The sequence below is a fragment of the Pseudomonas fitomaticsae genome, assembly GCF_021018765.1.
GTDB lineage: Bacteria > Pseudomonadota > Gammaproteobacteria > Pseudomonadales > Pseudomonadaceae > Aquipseudomonas > Aquipseudomonas fitomaticsae.
Genome location: NZ_CP075567.1, coordinates 1,641,844 through 1,663,175 on the forward strand (window position 1 = coordinate 1,641,844; position 21,332 = coordinate 1,663,175).

The following is a 21,332-nucleotide window of genomic DNA, read 5'->3' on the forward strand; positions in this document are numbered from 1 at the left end:
TTTGCCCGCCGCGCTGTCTATCTCTCTGCTATTGCTTTTCCATTGGCCCTCGTGGGTCGTTAGGGAGAAATCCGTTCTCATGATTCGTCGTTCGTTGCCTGCCATTTTTGCCCTGGTTTTCGCTGGCCCCTTGCTGGCGGCACCTGCCGGCCAGCAGACCCTGTTCAACTTTGTCCGCCCCGCCGATGTGGTGAAAGTGGCGACCGAAAACGCCGACCTGCCGCAGGCCAACGCCGAGCAGACCCCGGAAGGTGAAGTGCTGCGCCGGGTGACGTTCAACCCGACGGCCCGCCCGACCTTGCGTCTATCCCCGCAGACTGGCGCCTGGGACTGGTCGCAGTCCGGCATGATGAGCCTGCGCATCCAGAGTGCGATGAACTGGGCGGTGACCGTCTATGTACAAATCCAGAGCAATGACGGCAAGACCCTGGTCAGCCGCGTCGATTTGCCGGCCGGCCCGGCGCAGACCTTGCTGGTGCCGTTGACCGCGACCTCGTCACTGAGCCAGGGCATGAAGGCCGGGCCGGTGATGCCGATGACCATCGACGGGCAGCGCATCCTGCTGGCGAGCAGCAGCGGTGAGCTGGATCGCAGCCAGGTGGTGTCGGTCAGCCTGTCGATGGACCAGCCGAAAGCCGCGCAAAGTCTGTTGCTTGAGCGCTTTGGCGTGCAGGACGAAGGTGAGGTGATCAAATCCGCCTACGGCAATCTGGTGGATGCCTATGGCCAGTCGACTCGCGGTAAATGGCCGGAGAAAGTCGCCAATGACGAACAACTGAAATCCGCCGCCGCCAAAGAAAAGCAACAACTGAACACTTGGTTGGCCGAGCGCGAAAAGTCGTCGCTGGACAAGTTCGGTGGCTGGAGCAAAGGCCCGGCGTTCAAGGCCAGCGGTTTCTTCCGCACCGAGAAACGTGACGGTCGCTGGTATCTGGTGACGCCCGAGGGCCATCCGTTCTATTCCCTGGGCGTGAACACCGTCAGCCCGGAGGTCAACCAGACCTACGTGGCCGGTCGCGAATACATGTTCGAATCCCTGCCAAAACCTGAAGAGCCGCTGGCCAGCCACTTCGGCGAAGGTGACAACCGTGGAGGCAACGGTGTCGATCAGGGCCGTGGTTACAATGTCGGGCGCTGGTACGACTTCTACGGCGCCAACCTCCAGCGCCTGTATGGCGAGCCATGCTCCCCGGACAGCGGCAACAAGGCCGGAGTGGCTGAAGCCGCCAAGGCTGGCGCAGCAGAGGAAGCCGCGACCAACGCCAGTGCACCGGTCGCCGCCTCCGAACAGCCGAACGCCGGGGTTGCCGAGTCCGCAGCCACCAGCGGGCAAAGCGTTGCGACGCCGTGCAAAAACACGGTCGACGAACAAAAGTGGGCAAGCCACACTCTTGATCGCCTGCAAGCCTGGGGCTTCAACACCGTCGGTAACTGGAGCGCCCCGGTCCTTGGTGACGCCGAGCGCATGCCGTACACCTTGCCGCTGTCGATCGTTGGCGACTACACCAGCATCAGCACCGGCACCGACTGGTGGGGCGGCATGCCTGACCCGTTCGATCCGCGTTTCGCCATGGCCACCGAACGCGCCGTGGCGATTGCCGCCCGCGACCATCGCGATGATCCGTGGTTGATCGGCTACTTCGCCGACAACGAGCTGGCCTGGGCCGGCCCCGGTGATGATCCGAAATCTCGCTACGCGCTGGCCTACGGCACCTTGAAAATGACTACAGACGTGCCGGCCAAACGCGCGTTCCTCAAGCAGTTGCGCGACAAGTACCGCAACCAGGCGGGGCTGTCGAAGGCCTGGGGGATTGATCTGCCGGCGTGGGAATTGATGGAAGACCCGGGTTTCGAAGCGCCGCTGCCGAATCCGGAGCATCCGGAAATCGAGGCTGACTTCAAATACTTCCAGAAGGTCTTCGCCGATACCTACTTCAAGACCATTTCCGACTCGCTGAAGTGGCACGCGCCGAACCAGTTGCTGCTTGGTGGCCGTTTTGCCACCAGCACCCCGGAAGCCGTGGCGTCCTGCGCTCAGTATTGCGACGTGCTGAGCTTCAACATGTACACCCTGCAACCTCAGGACGGTTATGACTTCGCTGCGCTGCGCAGCCTCGACAAACCGGTGCTGATCACCGAATTCAACTTCGGCTCCACCGACCGTGGCCCGTTCTGGGGCGGTGTGACCCCGTTGAGCAAGGAAGAAGACCGCGGCCCGGCCTATGCCAACTTCCTCAAGCAGGCGTTGAGCGAGCCGTCGATTGTCGGCGTGCACTGGTTCCAGTATCTGGATCAACCGGTGACCGGACGCCTGCTCGATGGCGAAAATGGTCACTTTGGTCTGGTCGGTGTCACCGATCTGCCGTTCCAGGGTTTTGTCGAAGCCGTGCGCAAGAGCAACCTGGCGACCGTCGATCAGTTGAACAAAGAGGCGCAGAAGGCGGCTGCCGCAGCGGACAAGGCCGGCCACGAAGCCGAAGGCGGCCGCAAGGCAGACGCCGGCAAAGGCCCGGGGCAGGGGGCTGGCCACACCGGCGGGCATTCGGGCAACGGTCACTGATCGTTACGAAACCTGAAGACCGCCCGGCCCGCAGCGGTTCCCAAAACCCTCACGGGCTGGAACAATGCGGGCCACTTTGTAGAGCGTTTTCGCGGGGGAGTTGCGGGTGCAGATTCAGGGACATTACGAGCTTCAATTCGAAGCGGTGCGCGAAGCCTTCGCCGCACTGTTCGACGATCCCCAGGAACGCGGCGCCGCGTTGTGCATCCGGGTCGGCGGCGAAACCGTCCTCGACCTCTGGTCCGGCACCGCCGACAAGGACGGCGCCGAAGCCTGGCACAGCGACACCATCGCCAACCTGTTCTCCTGCACCAAGACCTTCACCGCCGTCACCGCGCTGCAACTGGTGGCCGAAGGCAAGTTGCAGCTCGACGCACCTGTCGCCCGTTACTGGCCGGAATTTGCCGCTGCCGGCAAGGAATCCGTCACCCTGCGCCAACTGCTTTGCCATCAGGCCGGTCTGCCGGCCCTGCGCGAATTGCTGGCGCCGGAAGCGCTGTATGACTGGCAAACCATGGTCGACGCCCTCGCCGCCGAAGCACCCTGGTGGACGCCTGGCACCGGTCACGGCTATGCCGCGATCACCTACGGCTGGCTGATCGGCGAATTGCTGCGGCGTGCCGACGGTCGCGGGCCAGGGGAATCGATCGTGGCGCGGGTCGCCAAACCGCTGGGGCTGGATTTTCACGTCGGTCTGGCTGACGAGGAATTCCACCGCGTGGCGCATATCGCCCGGGGCAAGGGCAACACCGGCGACGCCGCGGCCCAGCGCCTGCTGCAAGTGACCATGCGCGAGCCGACGGCCATGACCACCCGGGCCTTCACCAATCCTCCGTCGGTGCTCACCAGCACCAACAAACCGGAATGGCGGCGCATGCAGCAACCAGCGGCCAACGGCCACGGTAACGCACGCAGCCTGGCCGGGTTCTACGCCGGTCTGCTCGACGGCAGCCTGCTGGAAAGCGAAATGCTCGACGAACTGACTCGCGAACACAGCCTCGGCGAGGACAAGACCTTGCTGACCCGCACCCGTTTCGGTCTCGGTTGCATGCTCGATCAACCCGACGTGCCGAACGCCACTTATGGCCTCGGCCCGCGTGCATTCGGCCATCCGGGTGCTGGCGGTTCCATCGGTTTTGCTGATCCGGAGCACGATGTTGCCTTCGGATTTGTGACAAATACCCTGGGGCCGTACGTCTTGATGGATCCGCGCGCGCAGAAGCTGGCGCGGGTGCTTGCCACTTGTCTGTAATGCGTCGCCCGAGGTTCCAGGGCCGGAACCTCATGGCGATTTTTGTTTCAAAGCGTCTGTTTATCCGGGCGAAAGTCCTCTGATTGTTCACTACTTCTTTTTGTGGGTTTCCAATGTCGTCCAAACAAACTCTCGCCCTGGCCCTGTGTTTTGCAATCACCGGTTGTGCACAGACTCCGAAGAATGACGCCGATGGCGGCAGCTGGTGGCCGTTCGGTTCTTCCGACAAAGTCGCAGCCAAGGAGCCGGCTCCGGCATCTGCCCCGTTGAAACCGGCTGCCACCGCACCTGTGGCCAAGGCCGAGAGCAGCAGTCCGTGGTACTGGCCGTTTGGCTCGGACGACTCGGCGGCCAAGCCTGAAGTGAAAGCTGAAGCCAAACCCGAAGCAAAACCGGTCGAAGTCGCCAAGGCCGAGGCCGACAAGGGCGGCAAATGGTGGTGGCCGTTCGGCGGCAAGGAGCAGGACACGGCCAAAGTCGTGCCGATGCCCGATCCGAAGGTGACTCAAGCCTGGCTGGATGACTACGAACCGCGCCTTCGCACCGCAATCAAGGACAGCAATCTGCAACTCGAGCGCCGTGAAAACGTGCTGGTCGTGACTGCGCCGGTGGAAGGCTCGTTCAACCCGGATCGCCCGGCCATGCTGCTGCCGGTGACCCTCGGCCCGTTCACCCGCGTCGCAAAAATCCTCGAAGCCGACCCGAAAACCGCCGTGCTGGTGCTGGGTCACAGCGATACCTCCGGTGCTGCGCCGGCCAACGTCAAGTTGAGCCAGGAGCGCGCCCAGTCGGTGGCGGCAATCTTCCGCCTCAGCGGTCTGCAGCGTGATCGCCTGATGCTGCGCGGCATGGGTTCCGAAGCACCGCGTGCCGCCAACGACAGCGTTGAAGGCCGTGCCCTGAACCGTCGTGTCGAACTGCTGGTGACCCCGCAAAACACCATGGTCGCGCTGCTGAGCAAGTACAACATGCCAGCACCGAAGCCAGTGACCATGGTCGCCGCTCAGGACGTCAAGCCTGCCGCCAAACCGGTGACCCCGGCGCCGGCTGCGAAGAAGGCCGCCGTACCGGCCACCAAAAAGGCCCCGGCCAAGAAAGCTGCTGCCAAGGCTCCAGCGAAGAAGGCCCCGGCCAAGGCTCCGGCGAAAAAGACCGCGCCCGCCAAAGCCGCCGCAACCGACAAGAAAGTCGCTGCGACCGATACCACCAAAAAGTGATCCGCTAACGAAAAGGAATGCGCCGTGACCCAGTCTCTGGCAGATATGCGTCGTGATTACACCCGGGACGGCCTGACCGAGGCGCAAGCCCCGGCCGAGCCCTTTGCGTTGTTTCACCAGTGGTTTGCCGAAGCGGTGAAAACCGAACAGGCGCCAGTGGAAGCCAACGCCATGACCCTGGCCACGGTGGATGCGGACGGTCGTCCGCATTGCCGCATTCTGCTGCTCAAGGGGCTGGACGAGCAGGGGTTCACTTTTTTCACCAACTACGAAAGCGCCAAGGGCCAGCATCTGGCGGCGAACCCGTTCGCCGCCATGACGTTCTTCTGGCCGACCCTGGAGCGCCAGGTACGGATCGAAGGGCGGGTGGTGAAGGTCTCGCCTGAAGAGTCCGACGCTTATTATCAGGTGCGACCGCTGGGCAGCCGACTGGGCGCCTGGGCCTCACCGCAGAGCCGGGTGATCAACGGCCGGGGTGAACTGGAAGATTTGCTGAAAGCCACCGAGCAACGCTTCACCGATACCCAGCCCGATTGCCCGGAACACTGGGGCGGCTACCGCTTGCTTCCCGAGCGCATCGAATTCTGGCAGGGCCGCGCGAGCCGTCTGCACGATCGCCTCAACTACCGTGTGCAGGGCGCCGACTGGATTCTTGAACGTCTGGCACCCTGAGCAGTCTACCGAGCGGGATAGCCTGCCGCAGCGGCCTCGAGCCACTTCGGCAGGTCCCGGCGCTTGATCTTCTGCGCCTGAGCCTGCTTCAGCCGTTCCAGCATGAAGGCGCGCTTGCCTTCATCCTTGCCGGCCAGTGACAGGGCCAGGTCACGATCCATCCAGCGTTTGATCCGCACATACAGCCACCAGTGGAAGTACAGACCGGCGGCGGTGGTGGCGACAATGATGAAGTAATCCATGGAATTCCTTGGGTCGACGGCGCAGGAAACGGATTTTGGCGCTACTGTTGGGTGAGTTCGCGGGCGCCTGTACCGGGCCTGAATGAAAGCAACTTTATCCGGGCAACGCCGTGACAGGCGTCAAGCTGCGGAGTTTAATGAATACCTGTCCTTTGGAGTTGATGCTATGCGTAAGTCTGTTCTGCTGGTTGCTTCCTTTTCCACGATGGCGATGTTGCTGACCGGCTGCCAGTCGAGCCTGACCGGTGACTCCTACTCCCGTGACGAAGCGCGTCGCGTGCAGACGATTCGCATGGGCACCATCGAATCCCTGCGTCCGGTGAAAATCGAAGGCACCAAGACCCCGATCGGCGGCCTCGCCGGTGCGGCCGTGGGCGGTGTCGGCGGCAGCGCCATCGGCGGCGGCAAAGGCAGCATCGTGGCAGCCGTTATCGGCGCCGTGGCTGGCGGCCTGATCGGTTCGGCCACTGAAGAAGGTCTGACCCGTACCCAGGGCGTTGAAATCACCGTGCGCGAAGACGACGGCAGCATGCGCGCCTATGTGCAGCAAGTGCAGGAGAATGAAGTGTTCCGCGTGGGTGAGCGGGTACGGATTTCGACCGTTGGCGGAACCAGCCGCGTTTCGCACTAAGCGCAAACGAGCGGTAAAAGAAAACCCCGATCAGGTGACTGGTCGGGGTTTTTTGTTGGTTTGCGGCATTAACGAAGCAGGAAGATCGTGGCTGCAGGACGCGTCTCTAAAGACGTGAGGATTGTTCGCTACGGCGATCCATCGCGTATCAGGAAGGCAGCGCGGTGTTCTTTCTGCTCGCCGCCAATGTCACTGCATAACCGATCAATGCCGCGAACACCGAACCTGTGAGAATGCCCATCCGGTCCATTCCGGCGTATTCACTGGCGCCCGGCACGAAGGCGAGGGAGCCGACAAACAGGCTCATGGTGAAGCCGATCCCGCAGAGGATCGCCACACCCAGCACCTGGCCCCAGTTGGCGCCCTGGGGCAGGGCGGCGATGCCGGTCTTGACGGCGAGCCAGGTCAGGCCGAACACGCCGATGGTCTTGCCCAGCAGCAGGCCGACGGCGATACCCATCGGCACGTGGTGGGTGAAGCTTTCGGCGGTCACGCCGGTCAGCGACAGGCCGGCGTTGGCGAAGGCGAACAGCGGCAGAATGCCGTAGGCGACCCACGGGTGCAGCGCGTGTTCGAGGGTCAGCAGCGGCGAAGGCTCGGCATTCCTGGTGCGCAGCGGGATGCAGAACGCCAGGGTTACACCGGCCAACGTCGCGTGGACGCCGCTCTTGAGCACGCAGACCCAGAGGATCAGACCAATGATCATGTACGGCCCGAGCTTGACCACCCCGAGCCGGTTCATCGCCACCAGCGCCGCGATGCACGCCGCCGCCAGACCCAGCGACAGAGTCGAGAGTTCGCCGGAATAGAAGATCGCAATGATCACGATGGCGCCGAGGTCATCGATGATCGCCAGGGTCATCAGGAACAGCTTCAGCGACACCGGCACCCGCTTGCCGAGCAAGGCCAGCACACCGAGGGCGAAGGCGATGTCGGTGGCGGTCGGAATCGCCCAGCCGTCGAGGGCGGCCGGATTGTCGCGGTTGAGGAACCAGTAGATCAGCGCCGGCACCAGCATGCCGCCGATGGCCGCCGCGCCGGGCAGGACGATCTGCGACGGTTTCGACAACTGGCCGTCGAGCACTTCGCGCTTCACTTCCAGGCCGATCAGCAGGAAGAACAGCGCCATCAGGCCGTCGTTGATCCACAGCAGCAGGGGCTTGGCGATCTTCAGCGCGCCGATCTGCGCCACCACCGGGGTGTCGAGCAGGCCGCTGTACAACCACGACAGCGGCGAGTTGTTGATGATTAAAGCCAGGATGGCCGCGGCGATCAGTAACAGACCGCTGGCAGCTTCCAACTGAAAGAAACGCGTGAAAGTGCTACGCAGAGGCAAGGTCGCTCTCCATCGATAAAGTCAAAAGGTGGCACACCCTAACCCGTACAGTTAGTTGTTAAAACAAAAGTTATATTCTTTTTTGTTATATATGGTTACAAGGCGCATGCCAGACCTGCAGCAGAGCCTAGCAGTTGCCCAAGGGATTGAAGCTCAGCTGTATCTGTCGGTGCTGTAGGTTTTTTCCTAAGCTTGGGGGCTGAGCCTGTGAAGGCACTTCTGCCTGATTCAACGAGAACGACAGCCATGAGCGACAACCGACAGTGGGCCCGCGAAGCCATCCGGATCATCGAAGCGGACTTCCAGCGCAGCGCCGACACCCACCTGATCCCCTTGCCGCTGCCGGGGTTCCCGGGCATCGAGTTGTACTTCAAGGACGAGTCCAGCCATCCCACCGGCAGCCTCAAGCATCGGCTGGCCCGTTCGCTGTTTCTCTACGCCTTGTGTAACGGCTGGCTCAAACCCGGCGCGCCGGTGATCGAGGCGTCCAGCGGATCGACGGCAATTTCCGAAGCGTATTTTGCGCGGATGCTCGGTCTGCCGTTCATTGCGGTGATGCCGGCGACCACCTCCAAGGAGAAGATCGCGCAGATAGCCTTCTACGGTGGCCAGAGTCATCTGGTGGACGATCCGACGCAGATCTACGCCGAATCCGAACGCCTGGCCCGGGAGCATGACGGTCACTTCATCGATCAATTCACCTACGCCGAACGTGCCACCGACTGGCGGGCGAACAACAACATCGCCGAGTCGATCTTCCAGCAGATGCGCTACGAGCAGCACCCGTGCCCGGCCTGGCTGATTTCCAGCCCCGGTACCGGCGGCACCACCGCGACCCTCGGTCGATACGTGCGTTACCGCCAGCACTGCACCCGCGTGCTGTGCGCCGATGCCGAGCGTTCGGTGTTCTTCGACTTTTACCAGACCGGCGACGCCAGCCTGCGTCTTGACCACGGTTCGCGGATCGAAGGCATCGGCCGGCCACGGGTAGAAGCGTCGTTCCTGCCGAAGGTGATCGATGCGATGGTCAAGGTGCCGGATGCGTTATCGCTGGCGGCCATGCATTACCTGGCGCAGCGCCTGGGCCGGCATGTGGGCGGGTCGAGTGGCACCAACCTGATCGGCGCGCTGACGGCGGCCCAGCAGATGAAAGCGGCGGGGGAGTCGGGCTCGATCGTGGCGATCCTGTGCGATGGCGGCGAGCGTTACGCGGACACCTATTACGATCAGGCGTGGCTCAAGGCGCAGGGCTATGAGCTGGAGGGATTGATAGCGGCTGTGGCGGCGAGTGCCGAAAAGGGTGAGGCGCTGCCGGCTTCAGTGTTACGCGCAAATATCTGAGTCACCGGTAACCAATGTGGGAGCTGGCTTGCCAGCGATAGCGGAGTGTCAGTCAACATTAATTGTGAATCTGAGTCCGTCATCGCTGGCAAGCCAGCTCCCACAGTTTTTGCAGTGTTTCAGGTCGTGCGAATCAGTCTTTCAGACCGAGAATGTCACGCGCCACGGCTTCCGCAATCCGAATCCCGTCAACACCCGCCGACAGAATCCCGCCCGCATAACCCGCGCCTTCACCGGCCGGGAACAGACCTTTGACGTTCATGCTCTGCAGCGTCTCGTTACGCGTGATGCGCAGCGGCGACGAGGTGCGGGTCTCGATCCCGGTCAGCACCGCATCGTGCAGCGAATAACCGCGAATCTGTTTCTCGAACGCCGGCAACGCTTCGCGGATCGCTTCGATGGCGAAGTCCGGCAGGGCCAGGGCCAGATCGCCCAGCGCCACGCCCGGTTTGTACGATGGCTCGACTTCGCCCAGTTCGGTCGAAGGAATGTCGTTGATGAAGTCGCCAACCAGTTGCGCCGGCGCCTTGTAGTCGCTGCCGCCGAGGATGAAGGCGTGGGACTCCAGACGCTCCTGCAATTCGATCCCGGCCAGCGGACCGCCCGGATAATCGACTTCCGGGGTGATGCCGACGACGATGCCGGAGTTGGCGTTGCGCTCGTTACGCGAGTACTGGCTCATGCCGTTGGTGACCACGCGGTTCGGCTCGGAAGTCGCCGCCACCACGGTGCCGCCCGGGCACATGCAGAAGCTGTAGACCGAACGGCCGTTCTTGGCGTGGTGCACCAGTTTGTAGTCGGCGGCTCCCAACTTCGGGTGGCCGGCGTATTTGCCCAGTCGCGCACGGTCGATCAGCGATTGCGGGTGCTCGATCCGGAAACCCACCGAGAACGGCTTGGCTTCCATGAACACGCCACGGCTGTGGAGCATGCGGAAGGTGTCGCGGGCACTGTGGCCCAGCGCCAGAATCACGTGTTTTGAATGCAGGGTTTCGCCGCTGGCCAGTTCGACCCCGACCAGTTGGCCGTCTTCGATCAGCACGTCGGTGACGCGCTCCTGGAAGCGTACTTCGCCGCCGAGGGCGCGGATCTCTTCACGCATGGTTTCGACCATGCCGGTCAGACGGAACGTACCGATGTGCGGCTTGCTGACGTAAAGAATTTCTTCCGGCGCGCCGGCTTTCACGAATTCGTGCAGCACCTTGCGGCCGAGGAATTTCGGGTCCTTGATCTGGCTGTACAGCTTGCCGTCGGAGAACGTGCCCGCGCCGCCTTCGCCGAACTGCACGTTGGACTCGGGGTTGAGCACGCTTTTGCGCCACAGGCCCCAGGTGTCCTTGGTGCGCTGGCGCACTTCGGTGCCGCGTTCGAGGATGATCGGCTTGAAGCCCATCTGCGCCAGCAACAGGCCGGCGAAGATCCCGCACGGGCCGAAACCGACCACGATCGGACGCTGGCTCAGGTCGCTCGGCGCCTGACCGACGAATTTGTAGCTGACATCCGGCGCCACGTTGACGTTACGGTCGTCGGCGAACTTGCCCAGCACTTTGGCCTCGTCGCGCACTTCGAGGTCGATGGTGTAGATGAAGCACAGTTCGGAGGACTTTTTGCGCGCATCGTAGCTGCGCTTGAACAAGGTGAAATCGAGCAGGTCATCGCTGGCAATGCCCAGGCGTTGCACGATGGCAGCGCGCAGGTCTTCGTCGGGATGGTCGATCGGCAGCTTGAGTTCGGTGATTCGTAACATGACAGGATCCGGTTCGCGGGGCGCACAACTGCGCCAGGGCGTTTGAAGGCGGCGATTATAAGCCGCATCGGCCGGATCCCGTGAGGGTAAAACGATCAGTCGTTACGCGAACCGCCGAAATACCCGCAACCACGCTGTACCTTGCCGTCGATACGCAGCTCGGCGTTCATGTGCTGCACGCTGCCGGTGCTGCTGTCGACGCAGCGTTGCGGCGCCACCCACAGCTCGATGCGCTGGTTGTTGGCTTCGCTGCTGAGATTGAAACGACCGTCGCCCAGCTGCTCTTCGACGTAGGGCACGGCGAGCGGTGGCTGGCCTTCGCGGTCGATGACCAGGCCTTTGCCGCTGACTTTTACGTTCCATTCCGGGCCATGACCGGCGGCGCGCAGGATCAGCTGTTTGAAGTTGGGGTCGTCGCAGGCGGTGCCGGAGCGTTCGACACGGTACAACTGGGTCAGGTCGAGGCGGTCGCCGGTGATCTTCCCGCGCACGTCGGCGAACAGCTTGCCCTGTTGATCGGCCAGGGTGGCGGCCTCTTGCAGGACGCTGGTGCCGCCAATGTCATTGACCACGTACTGGCGCTGCTCGCCGCAGGCCTGGAACACCAGTTTGCCGTCGGCAGCGGTCAGTTGCCCCTGCATCCGCGTCTGGTCGACGTGGGAGGCGCTTTCCCGCGCGCCATCGAACAACTGGCACGCGGCAAACAACGGGAGCGGGGCAACAACGATCAGGGAACGGGCAACACGCATCTTTGGCTCTCCAGACAAGTGCCGCCACGTTACGCAGGCTGACCGTTCATCACAAGGGTTTAGCCCACGTGAAATGTCTGACCTGTCTGCAAGCCTTCGACACTTTTGGCGTAGGCCAATGCCACATCCGCCGCAGGAACCGGCTTGTAGCCACGAAAGTACGGGGCGTAGCTGCCCATGGCTTCGACCAGCACGGTCGGACTGATCGAGTTCACGCGCAGGCCGCGTGGCAGCTCAATGGCCGCTGCGCGGACGAAGCTGTCGAGCGCGCCGTTGACCAGTGCAGCTGAGGCGCCGCTGCGGATCGGGTCGTGGCTGAGCACGCCGGTTGTGAAGGTGAACGACGCGCCGTCATTGGCGAATTCGCGGCCGATCAGCAGCAGATTGACCTGGCCCATCAACTTGTCTTTCAGGCCGAGGGCGAAGCTGTCTTCGGTCATTTCACCCAGTGGAGCGAAGGTCACGTTGCCGGCGGCGCAGACCAGCGCATCGAACTTGCCGGTCTGTTCGAACAGCTTGCGGATCGATGCGCTGTCGCTGATATCCACCTGCAAATCGCCGCTGCTGCGACCGATACGAATGACTTCATGACGCTGCGACAGCTCTTTGTCCACGGCCGAACCGATGGTGCCGCCCGCGCCGATCAACAGAATTTTCATCGTGATTGCCTCAAGTGATTGAACGAGGTTTGAGTCTAGAGTGGTTTTTTCTGCGGATAAGCGCGCTAATGGGCAACCTTTGGTTTTCAAATGGAAACAATCCATGAGCGAGATGGATGATCTGGCGGCGTTCGCGGTGTTGATCGAAGCCGGCAGCTTTACCCTGGCGGCGCAGCAACTGGGGTGCAGCAAGGGGCAATTGTCCAAGCGCATCAGTCAGCTGGAGGCGCGGTTTTCCGTGGTGTTGCTGCAACGCACCACGCGTCGGTTGAGCCTGACGGCGGCCGGTGCGGCGTTGTTGCCGCAGGCTCAGGCGCTTGTAGTCCAGGTGGAGCGAGCGCGTCAGGCATTGGCGCGATTGAAGGACGACATGGCCGGTCCCGTGCGTATGACGGTGCCGGTGTCGTTGGGGGAAACGTTCTTCGACGGCCTGCTGCTGGACTTTTCACAGAAATACCCCGAGGTGCAGATCGAACTGGAGCTGAATAACAGCTACCGCGACCTGTCCCGCGACGGCTTCGATCTGGCGATCCGCACTGAAGTGGCCAATGACGAGCGACTGGTCGCCAAACCGCTGCTGGCCTGGCAGGAAATGACCTGCGCCAGCCCTGAATATCTGGAGCGCTTTGGCGAACCGCTGACGCCGCAGGCGCTGGCCGAGCACCGTTGCCTGCTCAACAGTCATTACAGCGGTCGCGAAGAGTGGCTCTATCACCAGCAGCACGAACTGCTGCGGGTGCGGGTGTCGGGGCCGTTCGCCAGCAATCACTACAACCTGTTGAAGAAAGCCGCACTGGCAGGCGCCGGGATCGCTCGCCTACCGTCCTATCTGTTGCAGGCGGAATTGGCTGACGGCCGATTGCGCTGGCTCCTTCGCGATTTTCAGACTCGACGCATGCCGATGTACCTGGTGCATCCGTATCAGGGCGGTCTACCGAAACGTACTCAGGTGCTGGCGGATTACCTGATCGGCTGGTTCAAGCTCAGCGGCGAGGCGCTGGACCGGTTGTAGTGCCTGGCGATCAGGTGATCGATCGACAGTTTGCCCGGCCCGGTTGCCATCAAGTACAGCAACACCGCCATCCAGGTGCCGTGGGTCGGGTAGGCATCCGGATACACGAACAGTTGAATGGTCAGGGTCATGCCCAGCAAGGCCAGTGCCGAGAATCGTGTGGCGAAACCGATCAGGATCAGGATCGGGAAGAAGTGTTCGGCAAACGCGGCCAGATGTGCAGCGATTTCCGGCGACAGCAGCGGCACGTGGTACTCGCTCTTGAACAACGGAATCGTCGAGTCCGCCAGATGCGGCCAACCGAACTCGAAGGTGCCATCGATCAGGTCGACGGCCAGCCCTTCGACCTTGGTTTGCCCGGATTTCCAGAACACGGCTGCGATGGAAAAACGCGCGATGAAAGCGATCAGGCTGTGAGGGATTTTTTCCAGCAGCGCGATGGCGCGGGCAATGAGACTGTTCATGACGACACCTTTGGATGGAAATGAGTGATGACTTGGCGGTTGATCAGCAGGGCGAGGGTCTGGCTGAGGTCGAAGGCCTCGGCGGATTCCAGAGCCTGGGTCAGTGACAGGCCGACCTTGAGCTGGCGAATAAACTGGCTGGCGCCGCGATCCACGGCGAACACCTCGACTTCCAGTCCGTTGCGCAGGATCAGCGCGTGTTGGGCGTGATGCAGATCGATCCCGGCCAGCGTCGCGTCGTGCTGATGCGCCGCCCAGATGTCCACTACGGCGAAGTTAGAATCGAGCAGATGCAGCGAAGGGTGCAGGCCGATGCGCAGTTCATTCAGCGCATCGGCATCTGCAAACACAGCAGCGATCCGCTCCTGACTCAGGGGCAATGCATCGGCAGCGTGATAGGCCTGCGTGCGCAAGCGTTCCAGCCGCGCGACATCGGCCAGATAGGGAACGCTCGCGGCTGGTTCGAACTCACTGATGAAGTCCGCCAGCTCACTGCCGTAGTCACTCATCAACGGACTGTGTGGCGGATGGCTGTGCACGAAAATTCCGGCCATGGCCCGGAAGAATTCGTCACCCACCAACTGCATCACCACGGGATAACTGTCGGCCAATGCGTTGATCAGCGAACACTGCACGTTGTTGCGGTACACCGCGAAACGGCTGGCCGGATCGGCGCCGTTGGCGCTGCACAAACCGTCGGGGCAGGGCAGGTCGGTATCGAGCAACGCTGCACTGAACGCAGCTTGAGTGCTCACGGCCGATCTCCCACGCACAGCAACAGTTCGTCGGCCTGCTGGGCTTCCGTCAACAGCACGTTGAAGGCCGGCACCTGATTGTCCCGTTCGATCAACGTCGCCACCGGGCCGACGCGTTCCAGCGCTTGCCGGTACAACGACCAGACGGCCTGATCGATCGGTGCGCCGTGATCGTCGATCAGCAAGCGATCACCGAGGCTGTCGGCATCTTCGGCAAACCCGGCCAGATGAATCTCGCCCACCGCTTGCAGCGGCAATGCGTCGAGATAAGCCAGGGGATCGCGCTGATGGTTGATGCACGAGACGTAGACATTGTTCACGTCCAGCAACAGACCGCAGCCAGTGCGCCGGATGACTTCACGGATGAAATCGGCTTCGTCGATGGTCGAGCGCTGGAACGCCAGATAGGTCGCCGGGTTTTCCAGCAGCATCGGACGTTTGAGGGTGTTCTGTACCTGGTCGATGTGGTCGCAGACGCGCTTCAGCGTCGGCGTGTCGTAAGCCAGGGGCAGCAGGTCATTGAGGAATACCGGGCCGTGGCTCGACCAGGCCAGGTGTTCGGAAAAGGAGTGGGGTTGATAGCGCTCGATCAGCGCGGCCAGGCGTTTGAGGTGCTGGACATCCAGCGGGCCTTCGGTACCGATGGACAGCCCCACGCCGTGCAGCGACAGCGGATACGCTTCGCGAATCAATCCCAGAAAATGATGAAACGGGCCGCCGGCCACCATGTAGTTTTCGGCGTGGACTTCGAAGAAGCCGATGTCCGGACGTGAATCGAGCACTTCGCCGAAGTGCTCGCTCTTGAGTCCTAGCCCGGCACGGGACGGGAGCCCGGTGAGGGCTGCCCGAGTGCGGCGCAAGGCATGGTCGCAGGATGTGATCATGATCGACACTCGGGCGGCTCCCGGATCAGGACTTGGCTTTGAACGCTTCGAGCTGACCGAAACCGGTCGGCGAGGTTTTACTTTCGGTGGTGGCGCAGGTGCCTTTCGGAACCAGTTTCCAGGCGTTGGCCTGATGATCCATTTTTGCGGTGCCGGCACAGGTGGTGCCCGCGCCTGCGGCGCAATCGTTCTTGCCTTTCATGGCCACGCCGAAGCATTTTTCCATGTTGTCGTCAGCGGCGTGGGCGGTGGAGACGGCAGCGATGCTCAGAGCAGAACCGAGGGCCAGAACCAGGGCGGTGGCGGACAGGGTGCGGGTGGTAGCAGTCATGATGTTTCTCCGATTTGAACTTGGGTTTGAACAAGCGATTGCGCTTGCTTGCCCCACTAGAGAAACGACTCGGCGATGCGTTACAGCGATCGGTAAAAGTTTTTTGCCGGGCACAAAAAAACGGCCCGAAGGCCGTTTTCTGTTTGAAGCGATCGATCAACCGCCGAGGTACGCCTCGCGCACTTTCGGGTCGGTCAGCAGCGCTTCACCGGTGCCTTGCATCACCACCCGGCCGTTCTCCAGAACGTACGCACGGTCAGCGATTTTCAGCGCCTGGTTGGCGTTCTGTTCGACCAGGAACACCGTCACACCGTCCTTGCGCAGCTGTTCGATGATGTCGAAGATCTGCTGGATGATGATCGGTGCCAGGCCCAGCGACGGCTCGTCGAGCAGCAGCAGTTTCGGCTTGCTCATCAGCGCACGGCCGATGGCGAGCATTTGCTGTTCGCCGCCGGACATGGTGCCGCCGCGCTGGTTGAAGCGTTCTTTCAGGCGTGGGAAAAGTCCGAGAACCTTGTCCATCTGTTCCTGATAGTCGCCCTTGTCGGTGAAGAATCCGCCCATGGACAGGTTTTCTTCGACGGTCAGACGGGCAAACACCCGACGACCTTCCGGCACCACGGCAATGCTCTTGCGCATGATCTGCGACGAGTCCTGGCCGACCAGTTCCTCACCCATGTAGCGGATGCTGCCGCTGTGGGCCTGCGGCGAACCGCAGAGCGTCATCAGCAGCGTGGACTTGCCGGCACCGTTGGCGCCGATCAGGGTCACGATCTCGCCCTGGCGGACTTCGACGTTGACGCTGTGCAGGGCCTGGATCTTGCCGTAGAAGGTGGAAACGTTTTCGAACTGCAGCATTTACGCTTCCCCCAGGTAGGCTTTGATCACTTCAGGATTGTCGCGGATCTGGTCCGGCGTGCCGTCGGCCAGGGGCGTGCCCTGGTTGATCACGACGATGTGGTCGGAAATGCTCATGACCAGTTTCATGTCGTGTTCGATCAGCAGCACGGTCACGTTGTGCTCTTCACGCAGCACGCTGATCAGCGCCTTGAGGTCTTCGGTTTCCTTCGGGTTCAGGCCGGCGGCCGGTTCGTCGAGCATGAGGATCCGCGGACGGGTCATCATGCAGCGGGCGATTTCCAGACGACGTTGCTGACCATAAGCCAGGGTGCCGGCAGGGCGGTTGGCGAACTCTTTCAGGTTGACCTTTTCCAGCCAGTACTCGGCGAACTCCATGGCCTCGCGCTCGCTCTTGCGAAACGCCGGGGTCTTGAACAGGCCGGACAGGAAGTTGGTGTTCAGGTGACGGTGCTGGGCGATCAACAGGTTCTCGACCGCCGTCATGTCCTTGAACAACCGTACGTTCTGGAAGGTACGCACCACGCCTTTGAGGGCGATCTTGTGGCCCGGCAGGCCGTGGATCGGCTCGCCGTCCAGCAGGATGCTGCCGCCCGATGGCTGGTAGAAGCCGGTCAGGCAGTTGAACACGGTGGTCTTGCCCGCGCCGTTCGGCCCGATCAGTGCAACCACCTGTTTCTCTTTGACAGTCAGGGCCACGCCGTTGACCGCCAGCAGGCCGCCGAAGCGCATGCTCAAGTTTTCGACTTTAAGGATCTCGCGGCTCATTTGCGCAACTCCATGTGTGGGCGTTGCATCGGCAGCAGACCTTGTGGACGCCAGATCATCATCAACACCATCAGGGCACCGAACATCAACATGCGGTACTCACTGAACTCACGCATCATTTCCGGCAGCAGGATCATCACCACGGCCGCGAGAATCACGCCCAGCTGCGAGCCCATGCCACCCAGCACCACGATGGCGAGGATGATCGCCGACTCGATGAAGGTGAACGATTCCGGCGTCACCAGACCCTGACGGGCAGCGAAGAAGCTACCGGCGAAACCGGCGAAGCTCGCACCCAGGGTGAACGCCGAGAGCTTGATCACGGTCGGGTTGAGACCCAGCGCGCGGCAGGCGATTTCATCTTCACGCAGCGCTTCCCACGCACGGCCGATCGGCATGCGCAGCAGGCGATTGATGATGAACAGCGCCGCCAGCGCCAGCAGCAGGGCAACCAGGTAGAGGAAGATCACCTTGTTGATCGAGTTGTATTGCAGGCCGAAATACTCGTGGAAGGTTTGCAGGCCTTCCGCAGCCTTGCGTTCGAAGGTCAGGCCGAAGAACGTCGGTTTCTCGATGTTGCTGATGCCGTTCGGGCCACCGGTGATGTCGGTCAGGTTACGCAGGAACAGGCGGATGATTTCCCCGAAGCCGAGGGTCACGATCGCCAGGTAGTCGCCGCGCAGACGCAACACCGGGAAGCCGAGCAGGAAGCCGAACGTCGCCGCCATCAGGCCGGCAATCGGCAGGCAGATCCAGAAGCTCAGGCCGTAGTAGTGCGACAGCAGCGCGTAGCTGTAGGCGCCGACGGCATAGAAGCCGACGTAACCCAGGTCGAGCAGACCGGCCAGACCGACCACGATGTTCAGGCCCAGGCCGAGCATCACGTAGATCAGGATCAGCGTCGCGATGTCCACCGCGCCACGGGAGCCGAAGAACGGCCACACCAGCGCACCGATGATCAGCGCGATGATGAAGTAGCGCTGGGTGGTCGGCAGGGTCAGGAAGTTACTGGCCTTGGCCGGGATCAGCGGCATGCCCGGCGACGAGCGCCACGCCTTGCTGATCTGCTGGTTGAACAGCACCCGCAGGAACATCAGCACCGAGCAGATAGCGATGGTCGCCAGAATGGCCGGGCTGGTGTTGTGTACTTCCAGGTTGATGCCGACGATGGTCAGTTTCAGACCCAGTACCGGATAGGCCACTGCCCAGACCAGCAAGGCGCTGAACAGCGCCTGTTTAAGATTCCTAGTCATACTTTCTCAACCTCCGGACGGCCTAGAATGCCGGTCGGACGGAACAACAGCACCAGAACCAACAAGCCGAAAGCCACGACGTCCTTGTACTGGTCGCCGAAGATATCGGCGCCAAAGGCTTCCGCCACCCCGAGCACCAGCCCGCCGAGCATGGCGCCGGGGATGCTGCCGATCCCGCCCAGTACCGCGGCGGTGAAGGCCTTGAGGCCGACGAGGAAACCGGCGTTCGGGTTGATCACGCCGTATTGCATGCTCAGCAGCACGGCCGCGACGGCCGCCAGCGCAGCACCGATGACGAAGGTCAGGGCGATGATGTTGTTGGTGTTGATGCCCAGCAGGTTGGCCATCTTGATGTCTTCGGCGCAGGCGCGGCAGGCGCGGCCCAGGCGAGAGCGGGAGATGAACAGTGTGAGGCCGAGCATGGCGATCAGGGTCACCACGAACACCACAATTTGCATGTAGGAAATCAGCACTTCATGTGCGCCACCTGGACCGAAGGCGAAGTTGCCCGGAATCAGGTTGGGGATAGCTTTGTCCTTGGAGTCTTGCGCCAGCAGAACCGTGTTCTGCAGGAAGATCGACATACCGATCGCGGAAATCAGCGGGATCAGACGGTTGCTGCCGCGCAACGGGCGGTAGGCAATGCGTTCGATGCTGTAACCGTAGGAGCTGGTGACGACGATGCTGGCGATGAACGCCACGGTCATCAACAGCGGGACGCTTTCGAGTCCCATCATGGTCAGCCCGGCGATGGCGATGAACGCCACGTAGGAACCGATCATGTACACCTCGCCGTGGGCGAAGTTGATCATTCCAATGATGCCGTAGACCATCGTGTAGCCGATGGCGATCAGGGCATACATGCTGCCAACGTTCAAGCCGTTAACCAGCTGTTGGAAGAAGTGATAGATGTCAGGCATTACAGCGCTCCTAAAAACCTGATACGCATTTCACTGGTGGAGTCATTTTCCCGCCCGGTCCCGTGGATCTTTACCCACTTCGAATCCGGGTTTTGCCAGCGAACCGCTGATGACGGTTTTGAGATTTTCAGGTGGGGAGACTGGCGGATCACGCCAGCGCGGCCCAATACATTCGTAAAACAAAGCCCACGGCACGCCGTGGGCTTTATTGGCAGTCAGTCAGGCAGCGCCTTACTGAGGCGACACTTCGGTTTTAGGTTTGCCGTTGTGCCACTCGTAAACCACGAATTTGAAGTCCTTCAGGTCGCCCTTGTCATCGAAGCTCAGGTCGCCGGTAGGTGTCTTGAAGGTGCCTTTGTGGATGGCTTCAGCCACTTTGGCAGCATCTTCGGACTTGGCAGCCTTGATACCTTCGGCAATCACTTCAACGGCCGAGTAGGACGGGAACACGAACGGACCGCTCGGGTCTTCTTTCTTGGCCTTGAATGCATCGGCCAGGGCCACGTTGGCCGGATCCTGGTCGAAGGATTTCGGCAGGGTCACCAGCAGGCCTTCGGACGCGTCCTTGGCGATCTGGGTGATCGAGTCGTTACCCACGCCTTCCGGACCCATGAACTTGGCTTTCAGGCCTTTTTCCTGGGCTTGACGCAGGATCAGGCCCAGCTCCGGGTGGTAGCCGCCGTAGTAGACGAAGTCGACGTTGGCTTGCTTGAGCTTGGCGATGATCGCGGAGAAGTCCTTGTCGCCGGCGTTGACGCCTTCGAACACGGCAACCTTGGTGCCTTTCTTCTCGAGGGTGGATTTGACGGCGGTGGCGATGCCTTCACCGTACTGCTGCTTGTCGTGCAGCACGCCGACGATTTTCGGCTTCACGTGATCGGCGATGTAGTTACCGGCGGCAGGGCCCTGGGCGCTGTCCAGACCGATGGTGCGGAAGACCATTTTGTAACCACGGTTGGTGATGTCCGGGCTGGTGGCAGCCGGGGTGATCATGATCACGCCTTCGTCTTCGTAGATGTCCGAAGCAGGCTGGGTGGAGCTGGAGCACAGGTGACCGACCACGAACTTGACGCCGTCGTTGACGACCTTGTTCGCCACCGCTACCGCTTGTTTAGGATCGCAAGCGTCATCGTATTCAACGGCTTCGAGCTTCTTGCCGTCGACGCCGCCTTTGGCGTTGATCTGTTCGATGGCCATTTTCGCGCCACTGAACTGCATGTCGCCGTACTGGGCTACTGGACCGGTTTTAGGGCCGGCGATACCGATCTTGATGGTGTCAGCTGCGAACGAATGGCTGGCAACCCCGGCCAGAACCATAGCGGCAAACAGTTTGGAAATCTGCTTAGTAGCCTTAGTCATAGTGCTCCACTCTTACTGTTGTATTTTTTTAGAGTCCTGACGCCGTAGCAGCAGAACCGGGACAGATATCTAGGCGATACCCTCCGGAAAAGCCCCCGGCAACTGTACCGGTACAGTGTAGAGCGCCGGTTGTTGGCCTGGGAAGCTGGCGCCAGGGGGCAAAACCTGAGGGTGTCGCTTAAATGAAAGAAAAAGACAGAATTGCGGCGGGGCGTTCAGAGGGCTTATACCCCAATCATCAGCATTCCCTGGCGTTCCTGCTCTTTTCGTTCGGTACGGCCTTTTGCAACCGGGTTTTTCTGCCGGACCACCGACGTTATCA

General features: G+C 61.6%; 21 protein-coding genes. 7 read left to right on the forward strand and 14 right to left on the reverse strand.

The genetic code is table 11. The features are described from left to right. The first annotated feature begins 79 nt into the window (after positions 1 to 79). From KJY40_RS07335 to pdxH, 4 genes are all read left to right on the forward strand, one after another. Positions 80 to 2,560, forward strand: coding sequence for a beta-galactosidase (locus tag KJY40_RS07335; RefSeq protein WP_230735850.1), 2,481 nt, complete (start codon positions 80 to 82; stop codon positions 2,558 to 2,560). Between the two features lie 106 nt (positions 2,561 to 2,666). After that, positions 2,667 to 3,812, forward strand: coding sequence for an EstA family serine hydrolase (locus KJY40_RS07340; RefSeq protein WP_011332785.1), 1,146 nt, complete (start codon positions 2,667 to 2,669; stop codon positions 3,810 to 3,812). A 113-nt stretch (positions 3,813 to 3,925) separates the two neighbouring features. Continuing rightward, positions 3,926 to 5,029, forward strand: coding sequence for an OmpA family protein (locus KJY40_RS07345; protein ID WP_230735853.1), 1,104 nt, complete (start codon positions 3,926 to 3,928; stop codon positions 5,027 to 5,029). 24 nt (positions 5,030 to 5,053) lie between these two features. Further along, a complete protein-coding gene (gene pdxH / locus KJY40_RS07350; protein ID WP_007959142.1) occupies positions 5,054 to 5,701 on the forward strand; it encodes a pyridoxamine 5'-phosphate oxidase in 648 nt (215 codons plus the stop codon). Between the two features lie 5 nt (positions 5,702 to 5,706). Here pdxH and KJY40_RS07355 read toward each other — a convergent pair whose 3' ends face one another. After that, positions 5,707 to 5,943, reverse strand: a complete 237-nt coding sequence (locus KJY40_RS07355) for a hypothetical protein (RefSeq protein ID WP_230735855.1) — start codon at positions 5,941 to 5,943, stop codon at positions 5,707 to 5,709. Positions 5,944 to 6,109: 166 nt separating this feature from the next. Between KJY40_RS07355 and KJY40_RS07360 the strand changes: the two genes are divergently transcribed. After that, a complete protein-coding gene (locus tag KJY40_RS07360) occupies positions 6,110 to 6,574 on the forward strand; it encodes an outer membrane lipoprotein (protein ID WP_007918566.1) in 465 nt (154 codons plus the stop codon). Positions 6,575 to 6,722: 148 nt separating this feature from the next. Here KJY40_RS07360 and nhaA read toward each other — a convergent pair whose 3' ends face one another. Beyond that, positions 6,723 to 7,910, reverse strand: coding sequence for a Na+/H+ antiporter NhaA (nhaA, locus tag KJY40_RS07365; protein ID WP_230735857.1), 1,188 nt, complete (start codon positions 7,908 to 7,910; stop codon positions 6,723 to 6,725). A 246-nt stretch (positions 7,911 to 8,156) separates the two neighbouring features. On the opposite strand from nhaA, the gene KJY40_RS07370 reads away from it, so the two are divergent. Then, positions 8,157 to 9,251, forward strand: coding sequence for a PLP-dependent cysteine synthase family protein (locus KJY40_RS07370; RefSeq protein WP_230735858.1), 1,095 nt, complete (start codon positions 8,157 to 8,159; stop codon positions 9,249 to 9,251). A 133-nt stretch (positions 9,252 to 9,384) separates the two neighbouring features. Here the strand turns inward: KJY40_RS07370 and KJY40_RS07375 are convergent, their stop codons facing one another. The 3 genes from KJY40_RS07375 to KJY40_RS07385 form a co-directional block, all read right to left on the reverse strand. Next, the gene (locus KJY40_RS07375; RefSeq protein ID WP_230735860.1) at positions 9,385 to 10,998 is read right to left on the reverse strand and encodes an NAD(P)/FAD-dependent oxidoreductase; all 1,614 of its coding nucleotides are present in this window, start codon (positions 10,996 to 10,998) and stop codon (positions 9,385 to 9,387) included. 95 nt (positions 10,999 to 11,093) lie between these two features. Beyond that, on the reverse strand, positions 11,094 to 11,747 hold the full coding sequence (locus tag KJY40_RS07380) for a COG3650 family protein (RefSeq protein ID WP_230735862.1): 654 nt from the start codon (positions 11,745 to 11,747) through the stop codon (positions 11,094 to 11,096). Positions 11,748 to 11,806: 59 nt separating this feature from the next. Continuing rightward, complete coding sequence (locus tag KJY40_RS07385; protein ID WP_230735864.1) at positions 11,807 to 12,406, reverse strand: short chain dehydrogenase; 600 nt, start codon at positions 12,404 to 12,406, stop codon at positions 11,807 to 11,809. A 103-nt stretch (positions 12,407 to 12,509) separates the two neighbouring features. Between KJY40_RS07385 and KJY40_RS07390 the strand changes: the two genes are divergently transcribed. After that, entirely contained in the window at positions 12,510 to 13,418 is a 909-nt protein-coding gene (locus tag KJY40_RS07390; protein WP_179692434.1) for a LysR family transcriptional regulator, read from the forward strand. Here KJY40_RS07390 and KJY40_RS07395 read toward each other — a convergent pair. The 9 genes from KJY40_RS07395 to KJY40_RS07435 form a co-directional block, all read right to left on the reverse strand. Continuing rightward, positions 13,367 to 13,882: a DoxX family protein gene (locus KJY40_RS07395; RefSeq protein WP_230735866.1), complete on the reverse strand. Its 516-nt coding sequence runs from the start codon at positions 13,880 to 13,882 to the stop codon at positions 13,367 to 13,369. The genes KJY40_RS07390 and KJY40_RS07395 overlap by 52 nt on opposite strands. Continuing rightward, a complete protein-coding gene (locus KJY40_RS07400; protein WP_230735868.1) occupies positions 13,879 to 14,637 on the reverse strand; it encodes an HvfC/BufC N-terminal domain-containing protein in 759 nt (252 codons plus the stop codon). Before KJY40_RS07400 ends, KJY40_RS07395 begins: the two co-directional genes overlap by 4 nt. Beyond that, positions 14,634 to 15,521, reverse strand: coding sequence for an MNIO family bufferin maturase (gene bufB / locus KJY40_RS07405; RefSeq protein ID WP_230735870.1), 888 nt, complete (start codon positions 15,519 to 15,521; stop codon positions 14,634 to 14,636). Before bufB ends, KJY40_RS07400 begins: the two co-directional genes overlap by 4 nt. A 25-nt stretch (positions 15,522 to 15,546) precedes the next feature. Next, positions 15,547 to 15,852, reverse strand: coding sequence for a BufA1 family periplasmic bufferin-type metallophore (locus KJY40_RS07410; RefSeq protein WP_007959157.1), 306 nt, complete (start codon positions 15,850 to 15,852; stop codon positions 15,547 to 15,549). Between the two features lie 156 nt (positions 15,853 to 16,008). Beyond that, positions 16,009 to 16,710, reverse strand: a complete 702-nt coding sequence (locus tag KJY40_RS07415; protein ID WP_003222380.1) for an ABC transporter ATP-binding protein — start codon at positions 16,708 to 16,710, stop codon at positions 16,009 to 16,011. Beyond that, positions 16,711 to 17,478, reverse strand: coding sequence for a high-affinity branched-chain amino acid ABC transporter ATP-binding protein LivG (gene livG / locus KJY40_RS07420; protein ID WP_085683272.1), 768 nt, complete (start codon positions 17,476 to 17,478; stop codon positions 16,711 to 16,713). Continuing rightward, positions 17,475 to 18,731: a high-affinity branched-chain amino acid ABC transporter permease LivM gene (locus tag KJY40_RS07425; RefSeq protein ID WP_115076811.1), complete on the reverse strand. Its 1,257-nt coding sequence runs from the start codon at positions 18,729 to 18,731 to the stop codon at positions 17,475 to 17,477. Before KJY40_RS07425 ends, livG begins: the two co-directional genes overlap by 4 nt. After that, positions 18,728 to 19,651, reverse strand: a complete 924-nt coding sequence (gene livH, locus KJY40_RS07430) for a high-affinity branched-chain amino acid ABC transporter permease LivH (protein ID WP_007959165.1) — start codon at positions 19,649 to 19,651, stop codon at positions 18,728 to 18,730. The genes KJY40_RS07425 and livH overlap by 4 nt, the downstream gene beginning before the upstream one ends. A gap of 231 nt (positions 19,652 to 19,882) precedes the next feature. Next, positions 19,883 to 21,010 (reverse strand): branched-chain amino acid ABC transporter substrate-binding protein, encoded by a 1,128-nt coding sequence (locus KJY40_RS07435; RefSeq protein ID WP_039771394.1) that lies wholly within the window; start codon positions 21,008 to 21,010, stop codon positions 19,883 to 19,885. Between the last annotated feature and the right edge of the window lie 322 nt (positions 21,011 to 21,332).

Coding starts and splice junctions, on each gene's coding strand:
- livH (WP_007959165.1), bottom strand. CDS start 19,651: ATGCCTGACATCTATCACTTCTTCCAACAGCTGGTTAACGGCTTGAAC.
- KJY40_RS07345 (WP_230735853.1), top strand. CDS start 3,926: ATGTCGTCCAAACAAACTCTCGCCCTGGCCCTGTGTTTTGCAATCACC.
- KJY40_RS07370 (WP_230735858.1), top strand. CDS start 8,157: ATGAGCGACAACCGACAGTGGGCCCGCGAAGCCATCCGGATCATCGAA.
- livG (WP_085683272.1), bottom strand. CDS start 17,478: ATGAGCCGCGAGATCCTTAAAGTCGAAAACTTGAGCATGCGCTTCGGC.
- KJY40_RS07335 (WP_230735850.1), top strand. CDS start 80: ATGATTCGTCGTTCGTTGCCTGCCATTTTTGCCCTGGTTTTCGCTGGC.
- KJY40_RS07385 (WP_230735864.1), bottom strand. CDS start 12,406: ATGAAAATTCTGTTGATCGGCGCGGGCGGCACCATCGGTTCGGCCGTG.
- KJY40_RS07425 (WP_115076811.1), bottom strand. CDS start 18,731: ATGACTAGGAATCTTAAACAGGCGCTGTTCAGCGCCTTGCTGGTCTGG.
- KJY40_RS07410 (WP_007959157.1), bottom strand. CDS start 15,852: ATGACTGCTACCACCCGCACCCTGTCCGCCACCGCCCTGGTTCTGGCC.
- KJY40_RS07355 (WP_230735855.1), bottom strand. CDS start 5,943: ATGGATTACTTCATCATTGTCGCCACCACCGCCGCCGGTCTGTACTTC.
- KJY40_RS07360 (WP_007918566.1), top strand. CDS start 6,110: ATGCGTAAGTCTGTTCTGCTGGTTGCTTCCTTTTCCACGATGGCGATG.
- KJY40_RS07415 (WP_003222380.1), bottom strand. CDS start 16,710: ATGCTGCAGTTCGAAAACGTTTCCACCTTCTACGGCAAGATCCAGGCC.
- KJY40_RS07380 (WP_230735862.1), bottom strand. CDS start 11,747: ATGCGTGTTGCCCGTTCCCTGATCGTTGTTGCCCCGCTCCCGTTGTTT.
- KJY40_RS07390 (WP_179692434.1), top strand. CDS start 12,510: ATGAGCGAGATGGATGATCTGGCGGCGTTCGCGGTGTTGATCGAAGCC.
- bufB (WP_230735870.1), bottom strand. CDS start 15,521: ATGATCACATCCTGCGACCATGCCTTGCGCCGCACTCGGGCAGCCCTC.
- KJY40_RS07375 (WP_230735860.1), bottom strand. CDS start 10,998: ATGTTACGAATCACCGAACTCAAGCTGCCGATCGACCATCCCGACGAA.
- KJY40_RS07435 (WP_039771394.1), bottom strand. CDS start 21,010: ATGACTAAGGCTACTAAGCAGATTTCCAAACTGTTTGCCGCTATGGTT.
- KJY40_RS07395 (WP_230735866.1), bottom strand. CDS start 13,882: ATGAACAGTCTCATTGCCCGCGCCATCGCGCTGCTGGAAAAAATCCCT.